14 protein-coding genes, 1 tRNA gene and 2 pseudogenes are annotated in these 18,086 nt (G+C 60.4%); 9 read left to right on the top strand and 8 right to left on the bottom strand.

The genetic code is table 11. From position 1 onward, the window contains the following. Positions 1-126 precede the first annotated feature (126 nt). Positions 127-810 (top strand): Crp/Fnr family transcriptional regulator, encoded by a 684-nt coding sequence (locus tag ACLGGT_RS15695; RefSeq protein WP_437196770.1) that lies wholly within the window; start codon positions 127-129, stop codon positions 808-810. A gap of 32 nt (positions 811-842) precedes the next feature. Further along, a pseudogene (locus ACLGGT_RS15690) lies at positions 843-1,052 on the top strand (IS3 family transposase); the annotation flags it as partial. Positions 1,053-1,411: 359 nt separating this feature from the next. Here the strand turns inward: ACLGGT_RS15690 and ACLGGT_RS15685 are convergent. From ACLGGT_RS15685 to ACLGGT_RS15670, 4 genes and pseudogenes are all read right to left on the bottom strand, one after another. Further along, a tRNA-Ser gene (locus ACLGGT_RS15685) sits at positions 1,412-1,501 on the bottom strand. A 175-nt stretch (positions 1,502-1,676) separates the two neighbouring features. After that, positions 1,677-4,033, bottom strand: a pseudogene (locus ACLGGT_RS15680) (TRAP transporter large permease). Between the two features lie 14 nt (positions 4,034-4,047). Next, positions 4,048-4,938: a TRAP transporter small permease subunit gene (locus ACLGGT_RS15675; RefSeq protein ID WP_437196769.1), complete on the bottom strand. Its 891-nt coding sequence runs from the start codon at positions 4,936-4,938 to the stop codon at positions 4,048-4,050. Positions 4,939-5,041: 103 nt separating this feature from the next. Further along, positions 5,042-6,127, bottom strand: a complete 1,086-nt coding sequence (locus ACLGGT_RS15670; RefSeq protein ID WP_008282133.1) for a TRAP transporter substrate-binding protein — start codon at positions 6,125-6,127, stop codon at positions 5,042-5,044. A gap of 245 nt (positions 6,128-6,372) precedes the next feature. On the opposite strand from ACLGGT_RS15670, the gene ACLGGT_RS15665 reads away from it, so the two are divergent. From ACLGGT_RS15665 to ACLGGT_RS15635, 7 genes are all read left to right on the top strand, one after another. Continuing rightward, positions 6,373-7,635, top strand: a complete 1,263-nt coding sequence (locus ACLGGT_RS15665; RefSeq protein WP_151979163.1) for a SulP family inorganic anion transporter — start codon at positions 6,373-6,375, stop codon at positions 7,633-7,635. Positions 7,636-7,682: 47 nt separating this feature from the next. Further along, the gene (locus tag ACLGGT_RS15660; protein WP_151979162.1) at positions 7,683-9,110 is read left to right on the top strand and encodes a cache domain-containing protein; all 1,428 of its coding nucleotides are present in this window, start codon (positions 7,683-7,685) and stop codon (positions 9,108-9,110) included. Continuing rightward, positions 9,107-9,754, top strand: a complete 648-nt coding sequence (locus tag ACLGGT_RS15655; protein WP_081508408.1) for a response regulator transcription factor — start codon at positions 9,107-9,109, stop codon at positions 9,752-9,754. The genes ACLGGT_RS15660 and ACLGGT_RS15655 overlap by 4 nt, the downstream gene beginning before the upstream one ends. A gap of 408 nt (positions 9,755-10,162) precedes the next feature. Beyond that, on the top strand, positions 10,163-11,917 hold the full coding sequence (locus tag ACLGGT_RS15650; protein WP_008282129.1) for an acetolactate synthase 3 large subunit: 1,755 nt from the start codon (positions 10,163-10,165) through the stop codon (positions 11,915-11,917). Between the two features lie 85 nt (positions 11,918-12,002). Continuing rightward, positions 12,003-12,563 (top strand): acetolactate synthase small subunit, encoded by a 561-nt coding sequence (gene ilvN / locus ACLGGT_RS15645; protein ID WP_008282128.1) that lies wholly within the window; start codon positions 12,003-12,005, stop codon positions 12,561-12,563. A gap of 114 nt (positions 12,564-12,677) precedes the next feature. Continuing rightward, a complete protein-coding gene (locus tag ACLGGT_RS15640) occupies positions 12,678-13,835 on the top strand; it encodes an aromatic ring-hydroxylating oxygenase subunit alpha (RefSeq protein ID WP_437196768.1) in 1,158 nt (385 codons plus the stop codon). Next, positions 13,832-14,044 (top strand): hypothetical protein, encoded by a 213-nt coding sequence (locus ACLGGT_RS15635; RefSeq protein ID WP_008282126.1) that lies wholly within the window; start codon positions 13,832-13,834, stop codon positions 14,042-14,044. Before ACLGGT_RS15640 ends, ACLGGT_RS15635 begins: the two co-directional genes overlap by 4 nt. A 25-nt stretch (positions 14,045-14,069) precedes the next feature. Here ACLGGT_RS15635 and ACLGGT_RS15630 read toward each other — a convergent pair whose 3' ends face one another. The 4 genes from ACLGGT_RS15630 to ACLGGT_RS15615 form a co-directional block, all read right to left on the bottom strand. Further along, the gene (locus tag ACLGGT_RS15630) at positions 14,070-14,879 is read right to left on the bottom strand and encodes a DUF2189 domain-containing protein (protein WP_081508405.1); all 810 of its coding nucleotides are present in this window, start codon (positions 14,877-14,879) and stop codon (positions 14,070-14,072) included. A gap of 97 nt (positions 14,880-14,976) precedes the next feature. Beyond that, positions 14,977-15,438, bottom strand: coding sequence for a tryptophan-rich sensory protein TspO (gene tspO, locus ACLGGT_RS15625; RefSeq protein ID WP_008282124.1), 462 nt, complete (start codon positions 15,436-15,438; stop codon positions 14,977-14,979). Then, a complete protein-coding gene (gene crtB, locus ACLGGT_RS15620; protein ID WP_437196767.1) occupies positions 15,435-16,484 on the bottom strand; it encodes a 15-cis-phytoene synthase in 1,050 nt (349 codons plus the stop codon). Before crtB ends, tspO begins: the two co-directional genes overlap by 4 nt. Next, a complete protein-coding gene (locus ACLGGT_RS15615) occupies positions 16,481-18,037 on the bottom strand; it encodes a phytoene desaturase (RefSeq protein ID WP_151979158.1) in 1,557 nt (518 codons plus the stop codon). Before ACLGGT_RS15615 ends, crtB begins: the two co-directional genes overlap by 4 nt. Between the last annotated feature and the right edge of the window lie 49 nt (positions 18,038-18,086).

Raw genomic sequence — 18,086 nt, 5'->3', positions numbered from 1 at the left:
AAGCTTTCCCCCTCGGCTGCAGACCCGTCTCGCCGCCCGAAAACCCAATTGATATCTGTCAACGAAATTCAGACGTCATTCGTATTTAATGAATCATACCGACTTTATGGGGAGGGTTTGCGACGAATGAAGCAATCAGATGAAAAAGCCACCAGTCTGCTCTCCAGTTTGCCCACTGAGGGCTGGCTCCACGAGCAGCCATTGGCATTCCAGACCCGCATGGCGATGGCCGGTCGTTGGATGACGGTTCCGCGCGGCGGAATGATCTATACGATTGGTGATGCCCCGGACGCGCTCTTTGGTTTGGGCCAGGGCCTTCTCGATGTTTCGATTGCAATCGGGGGCGACGAGGAAGTGACCATCTATCGGGCAAAGCCCGGCTTCTGGATCGGCGACTCGGCGCTTTTGGCGGAGAAGAACCGGGGCGTGACCGTTTCGGCGGCTACGGATTGCCGCGTTTTCCGCATCCCGATCAACGCCGTGCGCCGCAACCTTGCCAACAATCCCGAAGATTGGCCATGCTTTTTCAGGCTCAGCCACAACAACACGATGCTTGCCCTGAGGGTCCACGCCGAGACGCTTGCTCTACCCCCGCGGGCCCGGTTCGCCCGGATGCTGCTGCGTCTGGCAAGTGACGATGGAACCGTCCGGGTGACACAAGAAGACCTCGGAAGAATGGCGGGCATGAGCCGTGCCGCCTTTCGCCGCGCTTTTGCAACGCTGATCGAGGTCGGCGCGGTGCGCACAGACTATGGCGGTCTGCGGATCGTTGACCACGCCGCCCTAGAACGCGCCGCCCAACCAGACTGAAATGCGTCAATACACCAGGCTCTCTCCGGGGTGCGAAGTTTGGCGGCATGCACGTGTCGGGGGCCAAGCGGCTGAAGGCTCTTGAGGCCGAGAACACCAAGCTCAAAAAGCTGCTGGCCGAACAGATGATGGATGTATCAACGCTGAAGGGATACCGGCTGCGGCGAGCCTGCGGTTTGGTTGGCATCAATCCGCGTGCCTATCGGCAACTGCCAACCCGATCAGAAGATGCTGACCTGCGGGGCTATCCCTGCATGATGGTCGCTCACAATGGGACCGAACGGACTTCCAACGCTATCCTGAAATAGCAGGAGAGCCGCAAGCTCGAGGGACCGCCAAAACCTGAACAAAGCTACCTCATGAACGAGGTCTCTCAGGGCAGCAGGCCACATCCAAAGAATTTACGGGCTGATTGCTTAATACCGCGTGATGGTAAGCTAATTGTCCAGACACGCGAGTTGCAAAAGCTGATTGAGCAAAGCGGCTGGGCCTCGTACTAGTATCGGTCAGCTAAAAGCCGCTAAGCGCGTCTTCTATGTGGGGCTTTAAGGGGTGGGTAGGATTCAAACAAATTGATTTTACCCAATGAAACTATGGGTAATGGCGGAGCCGATGGGATTCGAACCCACGAGACCCTTCCGGGCCTACTCCCTTAGCAGGGGAGCGCCTTCGACCACTCGGCCACAGCTCCGTTGACGCGTATAGCCGCCCCTGTAGGAGAGTTACAAGGCCAAATTTCGACTGTCTGTCCGATCCTTTGCGCCTGCCCTGGAAAAGATAAAACCGCCCCTCGTGAGGGGCGGTCAGCTCTGTGGGTCTCTGGTTCCAGCGTGCCTTGGGCCCTCTTTATTGAGCGCGTGACACCCTCAATTCGCCATCAATGCCGGGACAATCGTGACAATCGACGGAAAGAACCACAAAATTCCAAGCGCCCCAACCTGTATCAGCACAAAGGGGATAACCCCGCGATAGATATGGCCCGTTGTGACCTCCTTTGGTGCAACGCCGCGCAGATAAAACAGCGCAAATCCAAAAGGCGGGGTCAGGAACGACGTCTGCAAATTGACCGCGATCATGATCGTCACCCATTTTGGATCAAACGTTCCGCCATAGATCACCGGCCCCACGATGGGGATGACGATATAGATGATCTCAAGGAAATCGAGCACGAAGCCCAGCACGAAAAGCACCAGCATCACGATCAGGAAAACCTTGAGCTCATTGTCAAAGCTCTTGAGGAATTCCTGAATGTAATGTTCACCCCCAAAGCTGATGACCACAAGGTTCAAGAGTTGCGAACCGATCAAGATGGTAAAGACCATGCTTGTGACCTTGGCCGTCTCGCGCACCACCGGCGTCAGCACACCACCGGTGTAAAGTACCCAGCAGGCGAACAAGAGCCCGAACACCGCATAAAGATAGGCGGCATAGGCAAAGAAGAATGCCACCCAAGATTCAAAGCTCACTCCGCCCTGATTGATCCGGAGGTCAAAGTTGATGCCGATCAGGATCGACAAAACCACCGCCAAGGTGGCAAGGATGATGATCTTGGGCGACCGGTCCTGATCGCGCAGCTTGCGATAGGCCGCAAGCATGATGGCCCCGCCTGCCCCCAGCGCTGCCGCCGGGGTCGGGTTGGTGATCCCACCGAGGATCGAGCCCAGAACCGCCACGATCAACACCAAAGGCGGAAAGACAACGCGGATCAAATCGTTCTTGGCCATCCGCACCGCACCGTGGGCACAGCCGTAGCAGGCCATGGCCAATGGGAGGAGCAACAACAGCACGGTTACCCCCGCAGAGGTCGACGGGCGGATGAGCGCGATATCCACCAAAAGCCCAAGCAAGATACCAAGCGCCCCGATCAAGAGCGGAGCCGGATTGGCCGAAGGAGCGACGCCCCGTGCCACCGCCAGCGTCAGGGCCAGCATCACCATCAACGTGGCCACCCCTGTGCCGATGGGGGCGGCATCCACCTCTTTCTGTGCGCGCAGCGCGGCAATTTCTTCTGGAGTCAGTCGCACGCTTGCCGCCACCCCACCGGCGGCATCAATCGTCTGCTGCTCGGCCACCGCCGCATCCCATTTGGATTGCCCGTGCAATTCGATCATCGCCGCCTGACACTCGGGGCTTACATTGGTACGCAGCGACGCGGAACTGCCCTGATCGCTGAAACTGTCCACAATCAGGCTCTGACTGCCGACCACCCCCAATGTCGAGAACAGCATCACCCCGGCAATCAAGGCCACCGGAACACCCAGAAACCACGTGAACCCCTCACCGCGGGTAATCACCTCGCCGCGTGGGCCACTGGCGATCTGCACCGCCGGGGCCTTGGAAGGGTTCACCAGCGCGTAGCCAAAAGCGTATAGCCCATAGAGCAAAGCCAACATGACACCCGGCAAGAGCGCCGCCTGAAAGAGCGTGCCAACCGAGACCACTGCCGGTTCGCCCAGATAGGTCAGCGCATCGGTGCAGCCCACGGCTTGCGCGCGGTTTTCCTGCGCCACGGAATAGAGATCCCCGGCCAGCGTGCCCAAGAGCACGATCACGATAGAGGGGGGATAATCTGCCCCAGCGTACCCGAGGCCGCGATAACCCCCGTCGCCAGTTGTGGGCTATAGCCCGCGCGCAGCATCGTGGGCAGGCTCAAAAGGCCCATGGTTACCACGGTTGCGCCCACAATCCCGGTCGACGCCGCAAGGAAGGTCCCCACCACCACGACCGATACCGCCAGACCGCCCGGCAGCGGGCCAAACACCCGCGACATCGTGGTCAAAAGATCGTTGGCGATCTTGGAGCGTTCCAGCGTGATGCCCATCATCACGAACATCAGCACTGCCAGCAGCGTCTCGATAGAGGCCCCCGCCAGAACCCGTTCGTTGATCCGGTTCACAAGGAACGATACGTTGCGATCCAGCGCCACTTCCCAGCCCTGCGGAAACACCGGCTGCGCGGCACGCGGCAAATCCGGGTATCGGAACACCGAAATCGCATCGGGCCTCACACCGCTGGCCACGATGGCATTATAGGCTTCACTCGATGTGTCGATGGCCTGATGGATGAGCAGCCCTGCGCTGTCTAAACCGGCAATAATGCCAAACGCCACGACGCCCGCACCCCCAATGGCAAAGGCCACGGGAAAGCCGGATAGAATGCCCCCAAAGAGGCATAGAAATACGATGATCAGCCCGATCTCGACCCCGTCAAGTCCGAATAGCATTGGTCCCTGCCCCTTTAATGTGTGCCTTCAAAGGCTTCTTCGCCCTGACCCAGCGTGTCGCGGTCGAGGTATTTGCCCAGACTGTCGGGGCCTTCCTTGAACTCCAGATAAGAGCGCCAGAAAAACGCCATCGCATGCAGGAACACCATCCCCGCAAAAAGCACCAGCAACACCTTGAAGAGGAAATAGCCGTTGAAACCGTTGGGGCTGAACCCGATGGTTTCAACATTCCAGCGCAGCGCGCGGGATTTCATCAAGAGCCGGTCCAGCGTCTCGCTGGCCGAAGGGTTGGGCACGATCAAATGCCGCCACATGAAGAACCAGCCATACATCCACGTCAACACCGCCATCGGCATCATGAAAATCAGACTGCCCACCATATCAATGATCTTTTTGGTGGTGTGACTGACCGGCGCATAGATCAGGTCAACCCGCACATGCCCGCCTTGGACAAAGGTGTAGGTGGCGCAGAGCGTCACGATCAGCGCGTTGTAAAGTTTAAGTTCTTCGGAATACCAACTGATGTCGAGTTGCAGCGGAATACCGATGCCAAACACCATATCCGGGCGCGCAAAGATGCGCTGGATAAACACGATTAGGATTTGCTGGATCACCATGATCAGCCCGGCCCAAGCGGCAAAGCGGCCAACCGTATTGGCCATCCCCTCTAGCCCGCGCACACAGCCCCATAGAAAAGCGTTCTTCCACAAGCCCACGGCGGTAATCACAAGAAACACCGTGAATGCCACAAAGAAGAACTCGACCGAGCCACCGTAATAGACGACCCGCATGATCGCCTCTTTATCGGACCAATCCAGCCAGCTTGCGGGATGGCTGAGGGCATAGGCCAAATTGTAAAAGGCCATGCCGATATTCTGGAAAATCCAGAGAACTGCGTCCAGCATCCTGTCCCCCTGACACGCGGTGCTGCGGGCCCGCGTGGCCCGTTATCCGATTGTGACAGGCCCCGGCAACCGGGACCTGCCAATCAAACCAACCTGCCGGGACTTAGCCCAGAACGCGGTCGCGCTGCGCGGTATAGGCCCCGTCAGACTTGTTGATCCAAGCTGACGAAGACCTCATGGATGCCATGTAGCTGTCATAGACGCGCTTGTAGATCTCATCGCCCATGTTTTCCTGATGCACGGCGTCAGACGCTTGGCCAAAGGCATCCCAGACGCTATCGGGGAACTCCAGCGTCTTGACGCCATTGGATTGCAGGCGTTGCAAGGCTGACGAATTGTTGGACAGGAACTGTGCAAGATTCCACTGATGCGCTTCGGCACAGCCGATCTCGATGATCTTCTGTTGGGCCGGGGTCAGGCTCTCGAACACTTCGCGGTTCATACCGATCGACAGGCCCGCACCCGGCTCGTGGAACCCAGCGGTGTAATAGAACTTGGTGATCTCTTGGAACCCGGCCTTTTCATCGGCCCAGGGACCGATCCACTCGGTGCCGTCGATGGCACCCGAGGCCAGCGCCTGATAGACTTCGGCACCCGGAATGTTCTGCACGCTCGCCCCCAGTTTGCCCAGCGCAAGACCGCCCAGGCCAGGCATGCGGAACTTGAGACCGTTGAAATCCTCCGGCCCGTTGATCTCTTTCGAGAACCAGCCACCAGCCTGCGCGCCGGTGTTGCCCGCAAGAAAGGATTTGAGACCAAAGATCTGACCCAGCTCGTCGTGAAGCGCGGCACCGCCGTCATGGTAGTACCAGTTCACCAATTCCTGCGCGGTCATGCCAAAGGGCACCGAGGTGAAGAAGCCGTAAGCCGGGTGCTGGCCAACGAAATAGTAATCGGCCCCGTGATACATGTCAGCCTGCCCCGCGGTCACAGCGTCGAACACTTCGAACGCGCCCACCAGTTCACCGGCACCTTTCACGTCGATCACGATGCTGCCATCGGCCATGCCGTTGATATTGTCGGCGGCCCGCTGCGCGGCGTCAAACACGCCCGCAAGGCCCCTGCCCCATGTCGTGACCATGGTCAGATTGCGCGCACCCTGCGCATAAAGCGGCGCGGCCAGCGTCGAAGCCGCAACAGCAGCACCGCCACCCAAAGCGGTGTTTTTCAGAAAAGAACGACGATCCATTTGGTTTCCTCCCCATTTTTATGACAGTGCCGCCACCTCTTTGGCAGCACCCGGACCCTGTGTAGTGGGCAGACCTTAGCGACGGGTTTTGCATCTGCAAATACCGACTACTGCGTAGAAACCGTAGCGAGTCTCAAACTTTCCGTGATGATTTCCGGGGTCACACACTGACTTTGCATGCAATTGTGCACGCTGCCCGCTCTTTGTGCTTGAAACCGGATCGGCGCGGGTGTTGAGATTCGCACATGACACCCAAGCTGTTCACCACCCTACCGGGCTATACCGGGGCCCTGTTCCGTGCGGACCTCTTCGCAGGGATCAGCGTGGCTATGGTGGCGCTGCCGCTCAGCATCGCCATTGCCATCGCGTCGGGCGCGGACCCGGCATCAGGGCTGACAACGGCGATCATCGCGGGCTTCCTTATTTCGGCCTTGGGGGGCAGCCGGGTTCAGATCGGCGGACCCACCGGTGCGTTTATCGTGGTGGTTTACGGCGTTATCGCCGAACACGGGCAGGACGGGCTTATCATCGCCACGCTGATGGCTGGCGTGATCCTTGTGGTCGCGGGTCGATTGCGCGCCGGCAGCCTTGTGCGTCACATCCCTGAGGCGGTGATCAACGGCTTTACCATCGGTATTGCCATCATCATTGCCACCAGCCAGATCAAGGATTTTCTGGGCCTCACCACAACAAGCCTTCCCGCCGAATTTCTTGAAAAGATCGAAACGCTCTGGCAGGCCCGCGACACGTTCAACCCACAAGCGCTGGTGATCGGATTGGCAACCATGGTGCTGATCGTGGGGCTGCGTCGCGCAGCACCTCGGTATCCGGGGCTGATCGTGGCGGTCGGGCTGACCTCGACCGCAGTGGCGCTTTGGCATCTGCCAGTGGATACGCTTCTCTCTCGCTTTGGTCCGCTGCCCAATACGCCCAACCTGCCCGTGGTGCCGGATCTCAGCCTTTCGCGGATGATCGACCTTCTGCCATCCGCCCTTATCATCGCCTTTTTGGCGGGCGTGGAATCGCTTCTTTCCGCAGCCGTGGCCGACCGGATGATCGGAGACAAATCACAACCCAATGCCGAGGTCGTGGCCAATGGCGTGGCCAATATTGGCTCGGCGCTCTTTGGTGGGCTGCCTGCCACGGGCGCGATTGCCCGAACCGCCACCAATGTACGCGCCGGTGGGCGCACGCCCGTTGCGGGCATGATCCATGCGCTCGTGATCTTGCTTGTGATGCTGCTTGCAGCGCCCTTGGCAGGGTATTTCGCCATGCCCGCCCTTGCCGGGCTCTTGATATTGATCGCATGGAATATGTCAGAGCCGCATAAATGGCGCGGTTACATGGCCGACCGTCCCTCGGACCGCGTGCTGCTTGTGCTGACGCTTGTGCTGACCGTTCTGGCGGACCTGACAGTTGCCATCGGGGTGGGCGTGGCCTTGGGGCTTGCGCTGCGCCTGCGCCGCGGCGATGTGCCCCCCGCCGATTGGCGCCCGCCCGAGCACTGATACACGAGAGGCTGGAAATGCCGCGCATTTGGCCCTATCGCTGATCCATGCAACGCCTCTTCGCCCGCATCCGGCTCAATTATGGCCAAAAGCTTTTTCTGATCGCCACCCTGCCGCTGATCCTGACGGCGCTGGCGATTTCTGTCGTCGTCACGCTTCAATCGCGTCAACTGGCCGAACGCGAGATCGAAACGCTTGAGGCGCAACTGATCGAGGCCAAGCGTGCGGAGCTCAAGAATTACCTCTCCATCGCCAGAACTGCCTTTGTGAACATCTACGGGCGCGCGGCCCCGAATGACGAAGCCGCGATGGAACAGGTCAGCCAGATCCTCGCGGGCATGCTCTATGGTCAGGACGGATACTTTTTTGTGTTCAACTATGACGGCACCAACCTTGTCAGTCCCCGCCGCACCGAACTTATTGGCCGCAACTGGACGGGGCTGGAGGATGAAGGCGGCCAGCCCATCACCGATGAGTTGATCCGGCTGGCGCGCACCGGCGGTGGCTATCACAGCTATGAATGGCCAAAACCCTCGACCGGCGAGCGTGCGCAGATGGTGACCTATGTCATCGGGCTCCAAGACTGGCGATGGGCGGTGGGCACGGGCGTTTTCATCGACGATGTGGTGGCCACTGTCACGGCCTCTCGCCAGATGGTCGAAGCGCGGGTAGAGCGCACCTTCTTCTATATCGGTGCCGCGATGCTGGCAGCGCTGTTACTGGTTTTTGTCTCGGGTCTTTTTATCAACATCCGTGAACGTCGCCTTGCCGATGCCAAGCTCAAGAAACTGACACAGCGGGTGTTTGATGCCCAAGAAGAAGAGCGCCGCCGCGTTGCGCGCGAACTCCATGACGGTATCAGCCAAATTCTTGTTGGCGTGCGCTATGCGCTCGATACCGCCAAGCGGCGGCTGGCGGCAGGCGACGCCCGCGCCGCCGACACGCTGGAACGCGGTATCACCCATCTCTCTGGGGCCATTCAAGAGGTTCGCCGCATCAGCCGCGACCTACGCCCCGGTGTGCTGGATGATCTGGGCCTTGGCCCCGCCCTCAAAACCCTTGCCGAAGAGTTTGGCAAACGCACCGGCATCACGACCGAATTCAGCACCGTGGTTTTCCGCAACCGGCTCGATGACGAAGCCAAGATTGCGCTCTACCGTGTCGCTCAAGAGGCGTTCACGAATATCGAGCGACATTCCGGCGCCACCCGCGTGACCGTTGATGTGCGCGGCCATACACATGGCGCCACGCTGCGCATTGCGGATAATGGCTGCGGCCTCGACCGCGCCAAACCCTCGGGCACGCCCGGCGGCGGGCTTGGCCTGCGCAACATGCAGGAACGTGTTGAACAGTTGGACGGCACGCTGACCGTGATCTCGGGGAAAACCGGAACGACCATCGAAGCCAATGTGCCCCTTACACACCTTCTGCCGCCACAAGAGCGGCCAAACCCCAAGGAAAAGGCCCGCGCATGAGCCCAAGACCGATCCGGATCGTAATCGTGGACGACCACCCAATGGTCGCCGAAGGCATCCAATCCATTCTCGAAAGCTATGAGGATGTCGAAATCCTGGCCACGCTGGGCAACGGTCAGGCCATCATCGACCGGGTCGAGAGCCTTGCGCCCGATGTGATCCTGCTCGACCTCAACATGCCGGGGCTGGGGGGTCTGACCACGACAGAAATCATCCTCGAGAAACGCCCCGAGACCCGCATCCTGATCCTGAGCATGCATGACAGCCCCGAGTATATTTCCTCAGCGCTCAGCCATGGCGCGGCGGGCTATGTGCTCAAGGATGTGCCCACGGATGAGATCAAACGCGCCATAGACGCTGTGATGACCGGGCAACGCTATCTGTGCACCGGGGCCAAAGGCTCGCTTGAGCCGTATGAAAACCCCGAGCGCGAACAGCTGACCAACCGCGAGCAGACGATCCTGCTGCAACTCGCCCAAGGCAAATCCAACAAAGATGTGGCGCAAGCGCTCGATATTTCCGTGCGCACGGTCGAGACGCATCGCAAGAACATCAAGCGCAAGCTTGGTATCGCCTCAACGGCGGGGCTGACCCGCTATGCGCTCGAACATGGCGTGTTGCAGGGCACCGGGGTGCGCCTTTGATCCCTGCGGCCAGATTGGGGGCCAGCCCCCAAACCCCCGAGGTATTTCAGGCCAGATGAAAGCCGCGCGCATGGCACCAGCATCACGGGGCGATTCCCGAAAAATGCGGCCCTGACATGCACTCAAAACGGGAAACACACGTCCGCGCCCCTTTTTGCGCAACAAATGCAAAGATTTCATCCCATTTTGCGACATTTTATCCACCAAATCGGCTTGACGCCCCCTGCCCCCGCACCTAATGTCCCGGCCACGCAGAACGGAGTCGCCCGCATGGACACACTCGTATTCATCGTAGGTAAGTGGCGCATGGGCCGGTAACGGACACCCTTCGGGTCCCCCATGCGCCCCCGGAAAACCGGGGGCTTTTTTATGCGACTTGAATTGACGTCATATACGGAGCACGAGCACATGACACGTCAGATGACCGGAGCGAAAATGGTGGTCCAAGCCCTCAAGGATCAGGGCGTGGATGTCGTATTCGGGTATCCCGGCGGTGCCGTACTACCCATTTACGACGAGATCTTTCAGCAAAATGACATCCGCCACATTCTGGTGCGTCACGAGCAGGCCGCAGTGCATGCCGCCGAAGGCTATGCGCGCTCGACCGGCAAACCGGGCGTGGTTCTTGTCACCTCTGGTCCGGGGGCAACCAACGCGGTGACAGGCCTGACTGATGCGTTGATGGATTCCATCCCGCTGGTGGTGCTGACCGGGCAGGTGCCAACCTTCATGATCGGCAATGATGCCTTTCAAGAGGCCGATACCGTCGGCATTACCCGCCCCTGCACCAAGCATAACTGGTTGGTAAGCGACACCGCCCGCTTGGCGGATACGCTGCATCAGGCGTTTCATGTTGCGACCACCGGCCGCCCTGGCCCGGTTCTGGTCGATATCCCGAAGGACGTCCAATTCGCCTCGGCCACCTATACGGCACCGCATCAGGCGCGCGTGTCGCATTACCAGCCCCGCGTAAAAGGCGACATCGAAGGCATCACCGATCTGGTCGCGGCCTTGGAAAAGGCCAAGCGCCCCGTGTTCTATACCGGTGGCGGTGTCATCAACTCTGGCCCAGAGGCCACGCGCCTCTTGCGCGAATTGGTCGAAGCGACCGGCATTCCCACCACATCCACCCTGATGGGTCTGGGGGCCTATCCTGCCAATGGCAAGAACTGGATCGGGATGCTGGGCATGCATGGGCTTTATGAGGCCAACATGACCATGCATGGCTGCGACCTCATGATCAACATAGGCGCGCGCTTTGACGACCGGATCACCGGCAGGCTCGATGCCTTTAGCCCGGATAGCATCAAGGCGCATATCGACATCGACCCCTCGTCGATCAACAAGGTGATCCGCGCCGATATTCCGATTGTCGGCGACATCGCCAATGTTCTGTCCGATGTGCTCGAGGTTTGGAAGGCGCGCGGTGCCAAGGTCAACCGTGAGGCAATCGCCAAATGGTGGGAGCGCATCAATGAGTGGAAAAAGGTGGACTGCCTCAAGTTCACCCAAAAGGGCAAGACCATCAAACCGCAATACGCGCTTGCCCGGCTCGAAGCGCTGACCAAAGATCACGACCGCTATATCTGCACCGAGGTGGGCCAGCATCAGATGTGGGCGGCGCAGTATCTCGGCTTTAACGATCCGAACCGCTGGATGACCTCTGGCGGGCTTGGCACCATGGGATACGGCTTTCCGGCCTCTATCGGCGTCCAGATCGCCCATCCCGAGGCGCTCGTGATCAATGTCGCGGGCGAGGCGTCTTGGCTGATGAACATGCAGGAAATGGGTACGGCGATGCAGTACCACCTGCCCGTCAAACAGTTCATCCTCAACAACGAGCGTTTGGGCATGGTCCGTCAATGGCAGGAATTGCTGCACGGAGAGCGCTACTCCTCAAGCTGGTCGGAATCCTTGCCCGATTTCGTAAAACTGGCCGAGGCCTTTGGGGCCAAGGGCATCCTGTGCAACGACCCTGCCGATCTTGATGACGCGATCATGGAAATGCTCAATTATGACGGGCCGGTGATTTTTGATTGCCTCGTGGAAAAGCATGAAAACTGCTTCCCGATGATCCCGTCCGGCGAGCCGCATAACAAGATGATTTTGGGTGAGGCCTCAACCAAGGATGCCATCAAAGAGGGCGGTGCCGTTCTGGTGTGATGGTGGGTTCACCCACCCTGCGCCCATCCCCTAGGGTGGGCGCCCCCCCAACAGCCGCCAAAGCCCGACAAGAAGGAACTGCATAATGTCCCCCCTGCAAATCAAAAAAGGCTCGTCCAAACACTCCGCCTATAACCTGCGCCCAACCTTTTCGGATGTGCAGGAAACCCATACTTTGGCGGTTCTGGTCGATAACGAACCCGGCGTTCTGGCCCGTGTCATCGGTCTTTTTTCCGGCCGAGGCTATAACATCGACAGCCTGACAGTGGCCGAGGTGGACCATACCGGCCACACGAGCCGGATCACCATCGTGACCACCGGCACGCCGCAGGTGATCGAACAGATCAAGGCGCAGCTTGGCCGTATCGTGCCCGTGCACAAGGTCAATGACCTTACCGTGGAAGGCCTCAGCGTTGAGCGCGAATTGGCGCTGCTCAAGGTCGAGGGCAGCGGCGACAAGCGCGTCGAGGCGCTGCGTCTGGCCGATATCTTCCGCGCCAATGCGGTGGACAGCACACTCACCAGCTTTGTGTTTGAAATCACCGGCGCGCCTGAAAAAATCGACGCCTTCGCCGAGTTGATGCGTCCTCTGGGTCTGGTGGAAATGGCCCGCACCGGCGTGGCCGCCCTGCCGCGCGGTCTCTGACAGGGGCCACAATCGCAGGCTTGTCGCGGGATAGACGCGCCGCGTCGCAGATAGGCGCGTTCGAGGTTGGGGCTCTGGCAGAGTATGCGCCAGCCCCAACCCCGGAGACGCCCAATGCCCGCGCTGACTGATCTCACGAATGTCCGCACGCCCGTAGAGCAGGCCAACGGCCTGCCCAACGCCCATTACATCGACCCTGCCGTGTTTGAGGAAGAAAAGCATGCGCTTCTCTTCAGCCAATGGGCTGGGCTTGCCGTGGCGGCCGATGTGCCGGAACCGGGTGATGCCAAGCCGCTGGAATTTCTTGGCATGCCGCTCCTTCTTTTGCGCGACAAGGACGGTGAGGTGCGCGTTTTCCAGAACATCTGCCGCCATCGCGGCATGATCCTTGTCGAGGAACCGCGCAAGATCGAGGGGGCCATCCGCTGCCCCTATCATTCGTGGTGCTATTCCACCAAGGGCGCATTGGTCTCTACCCCGCATGTCGGCGGACCGGGGCATAACACCCACGCCAGCATCAAGCGCGACGAGTTGGGCCTGACCGAGATTCGCAGCCATATCTGGCGCGATGTGGTCTGGATCAATGTCTCGGGCGATGCCCCCGCGTTCGAGCTGGCCATGGCCGATCTCATCGCCCGCTGGGGCGAATTCGATCTGCCTGTCTATCATGGCGGTGCTGACAGCCGCTTTACGCTTGAGGTGCAAACGAACTGGAAGCTCGCCGTCGAAAATTACTGTGAGAGCTATCACCTGCCTTGGGTTCACCCCGGCCTCAACAGCTATTCCCGGCTTGAAGATCATTACCACATCGAGAAACCGGGCGCGTATTCGGGTCAGGGCACCATGGTCTACCGCCAATTGACCAATGAAACCGGCCAGACCTTCCCTGATTTCGCCGAAGTGGGCGCGAAATGGAACGAACAGGCCGAATATGTCGCGGCCTACCCCAACGTTCTCTTGGGCGTGCACCGCGACCACGCCTTTGTCATCATACTAGAGCCGAAGGGCCCCGAGCGCACCGTCGAACATATCCACCTCTATTACTCGGTTCCCAATGCCGATGGTGGGCTACGCCTGCGCAATACCCAGCTTTGGAAAACCGTGTTCGAAGAGGATATCTTTGTCGTCGAAGGCATGCAGCGCGGCCGCCACGCCCCCTATTTCGACGGCGGGCGTTTCTCTCCGGTGATGGATAGCCCCACGCATTGCTTTCACGATTGGGTCGCTGGCCGCGTCGAGGCACATCGCGCCATGGGCCGCGCGGCGGAATGACTGATCTCGACAGTGCGATGATCCGCGCCCATGCAACAGGCGACCGGGCAGCGCTGATCTCGCTCTATACGCAGGCGGCGGACCGGGCCAATACGCTCGATGCCGCCTGCTTTTTTCTCACCCATGCCTATATCTTCGCACTCGAAGCCGGGGCGCTCGAGGCCGCGCGTCTTCACGCCCGCCTTGTCGCCCATGGTCGCGAGGCATAGCGCGCCCACCCCGTTTCTTTATGGCTCAAATACTCCAGGGGGTCCGGGGGGCAGCGCCCCCCGCCTCGCAAATCAGCGTATAGAGATGCCATGTCGCATGGCCCAAGAGCGGCAGCGCAAAGAAAAGCCCCAGAAACGCAGGCAACATCGCCAGAAATGTCAGCCCCGCCACTAGGGCCGCCCAGACCAGCATCGGCAGTGGATTTTCGATCACCACCCGCAGGCTTGTCAGCATCGCGGTGACAAAATCAACCTCCCGGTCCAGAAGCAGGGGCAGCGACACCACCGTCAGGCTATAGAGCAACAGGGCAAAGACCGCGCCCACGCCTGTGCCCACCGCCAACATGCTCAGCCCCTCCGGTGTGAAATAGACCTCCAGCGAGCTTGAGACATTGGTCATGGTCGATAGCCCCAGGAACAGGGCGAAAATCATATGCGCCAGAAAGAACCAGAACAGGAACACCATGATGATGATGGCGCAGATCGAAGGCAATTGCCGCCGCCTCTGATGGGCGATGACGCCGAAAATCTCTGACGCCACCAGCGCCCGCCCCATGCTCAGGCGATGGCTGACTTCGTAGAGCCCCACCGCCGCGAAAGGCCCCACCAAGGGAAAGCCCACAGCAGCAAAGATCAGCCAGTAACTTTTGCCCGTAACCCATGTAATCCACGCAAGAATCAGCCCGATTCCCACATAAACCCCGGCAAAGATCACCGCAAAGCCCGGCGCGCGGCGCATATCCGCCCAGCCCCGGCGCAGCGCCTCTGCCAGCATGTCAAAACGGACATCGCCCATCTCCGGCACGCCCAGCGGCTTGACCTCGTTCTGCGGCATGGTGGCCTTCCTCCCTTTTCGGGGGAGCCTAGAGCAATTTCACGGCCATAGGATAGGGCTTTTCTGTGCAGAGCGCGGTTGCGAATTGCAAAGCAGGTTACCGCGCCGCATCCGGGTTCAGCCGCAGCACCGCAAGATTGAGCATGCCCGCCACGCTGACCCATGTCAGATAGGGCACAAAGAGCAGCCCCGCGATCCAGTCCACCGACCAGAGCGCCACCAATGTGAGCGCCACCGAAGCCCAAAGCGCGCAGAGCACAATCAGCCCTAACCGCATCCGTTGCAGCCCGAAAAAGACCGGCGTCCACAGCCCGTTCAGCGCGATTTGCAACGACCAGAGCGCCATCGCAATGCCGTTGTCGGGGCTTACCGCCACCCGCGCCCCTGCCGCCGCCATGCAGATATAAAGCGTGGTCCAAGCCACTGGAAACAGCCAGTTGGGCGGCGTCCACCACGGCTTTTTCAGCCGGTCATACCAATCGCCCGGCGGAAACAGCCCCCCTGTCGAGCCTGCTGCGAAACAAGCCGCCAGAAAAATCCCGAAAATGAGCCATATCATGCGGTCTCTCTAACCCGCCCGACATCTCGGCTCAAGCCCGCTTCGCGCGCGACGTCCTGCGCTTTAAGACGCGCCAGCGCCTCATAGAGCGTATCGCTCCAATCGGCGGCGCGCGGTGCGTCCTGTGCCGCAGCACGCACCAGATATTCCGTTTCGGGCAGCGCCTTGGCATAGATCACGGGCGAGCTGGGCAGGATCACACTGCCCGCCGCCCGCAGCAGCGCCAGCATCAACCAGCCCAGTTTTTGCGTGCCATTGGTGCGCGCGCGGCGCGTGATACTGTCGTGGCCTGCGCCGCGCACCTGCGCGCCGATGCCCGCGTAGATATAGCGCGCGGCATAAATTCCGGGCCGCGCAGAAAGTGGCAGCACAGCAATCCCCGCCTCAGAGCGGGCATAAAGCGTGTCCGCCTCCATCAGCAGGCGGCGCACCATCCTTCGCACCTCGGCATCCGGGGCAGGTGTGCGCAAGAAGGTCTCCGGCGTCATGCCAGCCTCAGACAGCCACTCGAGCGGCAGGTATAGCCGCCCTTCGCGCGCATCCTCGCCCACGTCTCGGGCGATATTGGTCAATTGCATCGCCACGCCCAGATCACAGGCCCGCGCCAGAGCATCGCGCTCGCGCATCCGCATGAGCACGCACATCATCGCCCCCACCGCAGAGGCGACCCGCGCCGAATAGGCCCGCAGCTCGGACAGGGTCTCGTAACGGCGCCCTTCGGCATCCCAAGCCAACCCTTCCAGCAGCGCTTCGGGCAAAGCGCGCGGCATGTCAAACCCGTCTATGATCGCGGCAAAGGCACGATCAGCCGGCGCATTGCGGGGCCTGCCCGCATAGACCAAATCCAACCGTTCATGCAGCGACAGCACCGCCGCCGCCTTTTCGCGATTCTCATCCACCGCGTCATCCGCCAGACGGCAGAACGCGTAAAGCGCCAAGGCCGGATCACGCACCCTTCGCGGCAAGAGCTTGGAGGCGGCGTGAAAAGACCGCGACCCATGGCGGATCGCCTCGGTACAATGGGCCAGATCCTGCGGCGCGATCATGGCATCACCCCGACCGGCACCGCATCCGGCACCAGTTGCGCCAGAACTTCGGCGCTCGAAATCACCCCCGGCAATCCAGCACCGGGATGCGTGCCCGCGCCCACCAGAAAGAGGCCCCGCACCTCTTCGCTGACATTATGAGGCCTAAACCACGCGCTTTGCAGGATGCGTGGCTCGATAGAGAAGCCAGCGCCATGCGGGCTAAGATATCGGTCGCGGAATGTCTCGGGCGTGAACACCTCAGAGGCAGACAGATGCGCCCCAAGCCCCGGAAGCAACTGATCCTCCAGCACCTTTTGCACCTTTTGGCGATAGGGCTCGGCCTCGGCCGCCCAATCCACGGGGTTTGAATGGCCCAGATGCGGCACCGGGCTGAGCGCATAAAACGTATCGCCACCTTCGGGCGCCACACCCGGATCGGTCACAGAGGGGCGGTGCACATAAAGGCTCATGTCATCGGCCAGAACGCCGCGCCGAAAGATGTCGCGCACCAGCCCCTTGTATCGGGGACCGTTGAGAATGGTGTGATGGCCTGCATCGGGCCACATCTCCCGCGTGCCTGTCGTGCCGAAATACCAGACGAACAGGCTCATCGACCAGCGCGACCGCTTCAGTCGCGCCGTCGTCCAGCGCCGCTTTTTGTGATTGCGCAAAAGATGGTCATAGGTATGGCCCGCATCGGCGTTAGAGATCACGATATCGGCGCTGATCCCCTCGCCGCCACTCAGGCGCACCCCCGTGGCCCGGCCCTCTTTGATAACGATTTCATCAACCTCGGCCCCCTGCCGGATGACCCCGCCCTGTCCCTCGATCACGCCCACCATGGCGCGGGCGATCGCATCGACGCCACCGATGGCATAATGCACGCCAAAAGCCGCTTCGAGATGGCTCACAAGCGCATACATCGACGTTACGTTGAACGGATCACCTCCGATGAACAGCGGATGAAACGACAGCGCCATACGCAGGCGTTCGTCTTTCATCCGCCCCGCCGCATGGGCATAGACTGACCGATCCGCCCGCAACCATGCGAACTTTGGCAGGACCTTGATCAGATCGCCCAAGCGATGCATGGATCTGCGCCCCAGGTCCTCGAACCCGAACCAATACCGCGCCTCGCTATCCTTGACGAAGCGGTCATAGCCCGCCAGATCACCCGGCGAGAGGCGAGAGACCTCGGCGCGCATGGCATCGCGGTCCTGCCGCGCGGTAAAGGTGCTGCCATCCGGCCAGCGAATTTCATAGAACGGATCAAGGGCGCGCAGATCGACATCTGTGTCAAAATCCCGCCCACAGGCGGCCCAGAGTTCGCGAAAGAGTTGCGGCACTGTCACGATGGTCGGCCCAAGATCAAACCTGTGCCCGTCCTTGGTGATACTAGAGCCGCGCCCCCCGGGGCTATCCAGACGATCCAGAACCGTGACCCTGTATCCCTTGGCCCCGAGCCGCATGGCCGAGGCCAGACCGCCCAACCCTGCCCCAATGACCAGCGCATGCGGGGCATCGGCGCGTGTGGCCTGTTCAATCAGGCGCGGATCGACTCTTGTCAACATAGGTTTAGACTACAGGTGTCTAGTTTAATTGACAATCCTTTCTCGCACC

The sequence above is a fragment of the Roseovarius sp. MS2 genome (assembly GCF_051447875.1).
Classification (GTDB): domain Bacteria; phylum Pseudomonadota; class Alphaproteobacteria; order Rhodobacterales; family Rhodobacteraceae; genus Roseovarius; species Roseovarius mucosus_A.
This window is presented reverse-complemented; position numbering and strand designations above follow the sequence as displayed.

Excerpts from the sequence above, each read along its gene's own strand:
- ACLGGT_RS15695 (WP_437196770.1), top strand. The coding sequence starts at position 127 with ATGAAGCAATCAGATGAAAAAGCCACCAGTCTGCTCTCCAGTTTGCCC.
- ACLGGT_RS15675 (WP_437196769.1), bottom strand. The coding sequence starts at position 4,938 with ATGCTGGACGCAGTTCTCTGGATTTTCCAGAATATCGGCATGGCCTTT.
- ACLGGT_RS15670 (WP_008282133.1), bottom strand. The coding sequence starts at position 6,127 with ATGGATCGTCGTTCTTTTCTGAAAAACACCGCTTTGGGTGGCGGTGCT.
- ACLGGT_RS15665 (WP_151979163.1), top strand. The coding sequence starts at position 6,373 with ATGACACCCAAGCTGTTCACCACCCTACCGGGCTATACCGGGGCCCTG.
- ACLGGT_RS15660 (WP_151979162.1), top strand. The coding sequence starts at position 7,683 with ATGCAACGCCTCTTCGCCCGCATCCGGCTCAATTATGGCCAAAAGCTT.
- ACLGGT_RS15655 (WP_081508408.1), top strand. The coding sequence starts at position 9,107 with ATGAGCCCAAGACCGATCCGGATCGTAATCGTGGACGACCACCCAATG.
- ACLGGT_RS15650 (WP_008282129.1), top strand. The coding sequence starts at position 10,163 with ATGACACGTCAGATGACCGGAGCGAAAATGGTGGTCCAAGCCCTCAAG.
- ilvN (WP_008282128.1), top strand. The coding sequence starts at position 12,003 with ATGTCCCCCCTGCAAATCAAAAAAGGCTCGTCCAAACACTCCGCCTAT.
- ACLGGT_RS15640 (WP_437196768.1), top strand. The coding sequence starts at position 12,678 with ATGCCCGCGCTGACTGATCTCACGAATGTCCGCACGCCCGTAGAGCAG.
- ACLGGT_RS15635 (WP_008282126.1), top strand. The coding sequence starts at position 13,832 with ATGACTGATCTCGACAGTGCGATGATCCGCGCCCATGCAACAGGCGAC.
- ACLGGT_RS15630 (WP_081508405.1), bottom strand. The coding sequence starts at position 14,879 with ATGCCGCAGAACGAGGTCAAGCCGCTGGGCGTGCCGGAGATGGGCGAT.
- tspO (WP_008282124.1), bottom strand. The coding sequence starts at position 15,438 with ATGATATGGCTCATTTTCGGGATTTTTCTGGCGGCTTGTTTCGCAGCA.
- crtB (WP_437196767.1), bottom strand. The coding sequence starts at position 16,484 with ATGATCGCGCCGCAGGATCTGGCCCATTGTACCGAGGCGATCCGCCAT.
- ACLGGT_RS15615 (WP_151979158.1), bottom strand. The coding sequence starts at position 18,037 with ATGTTGACAAGAGTCGATCCGCGCCTGATTGAACAGGCCACACGCGCC.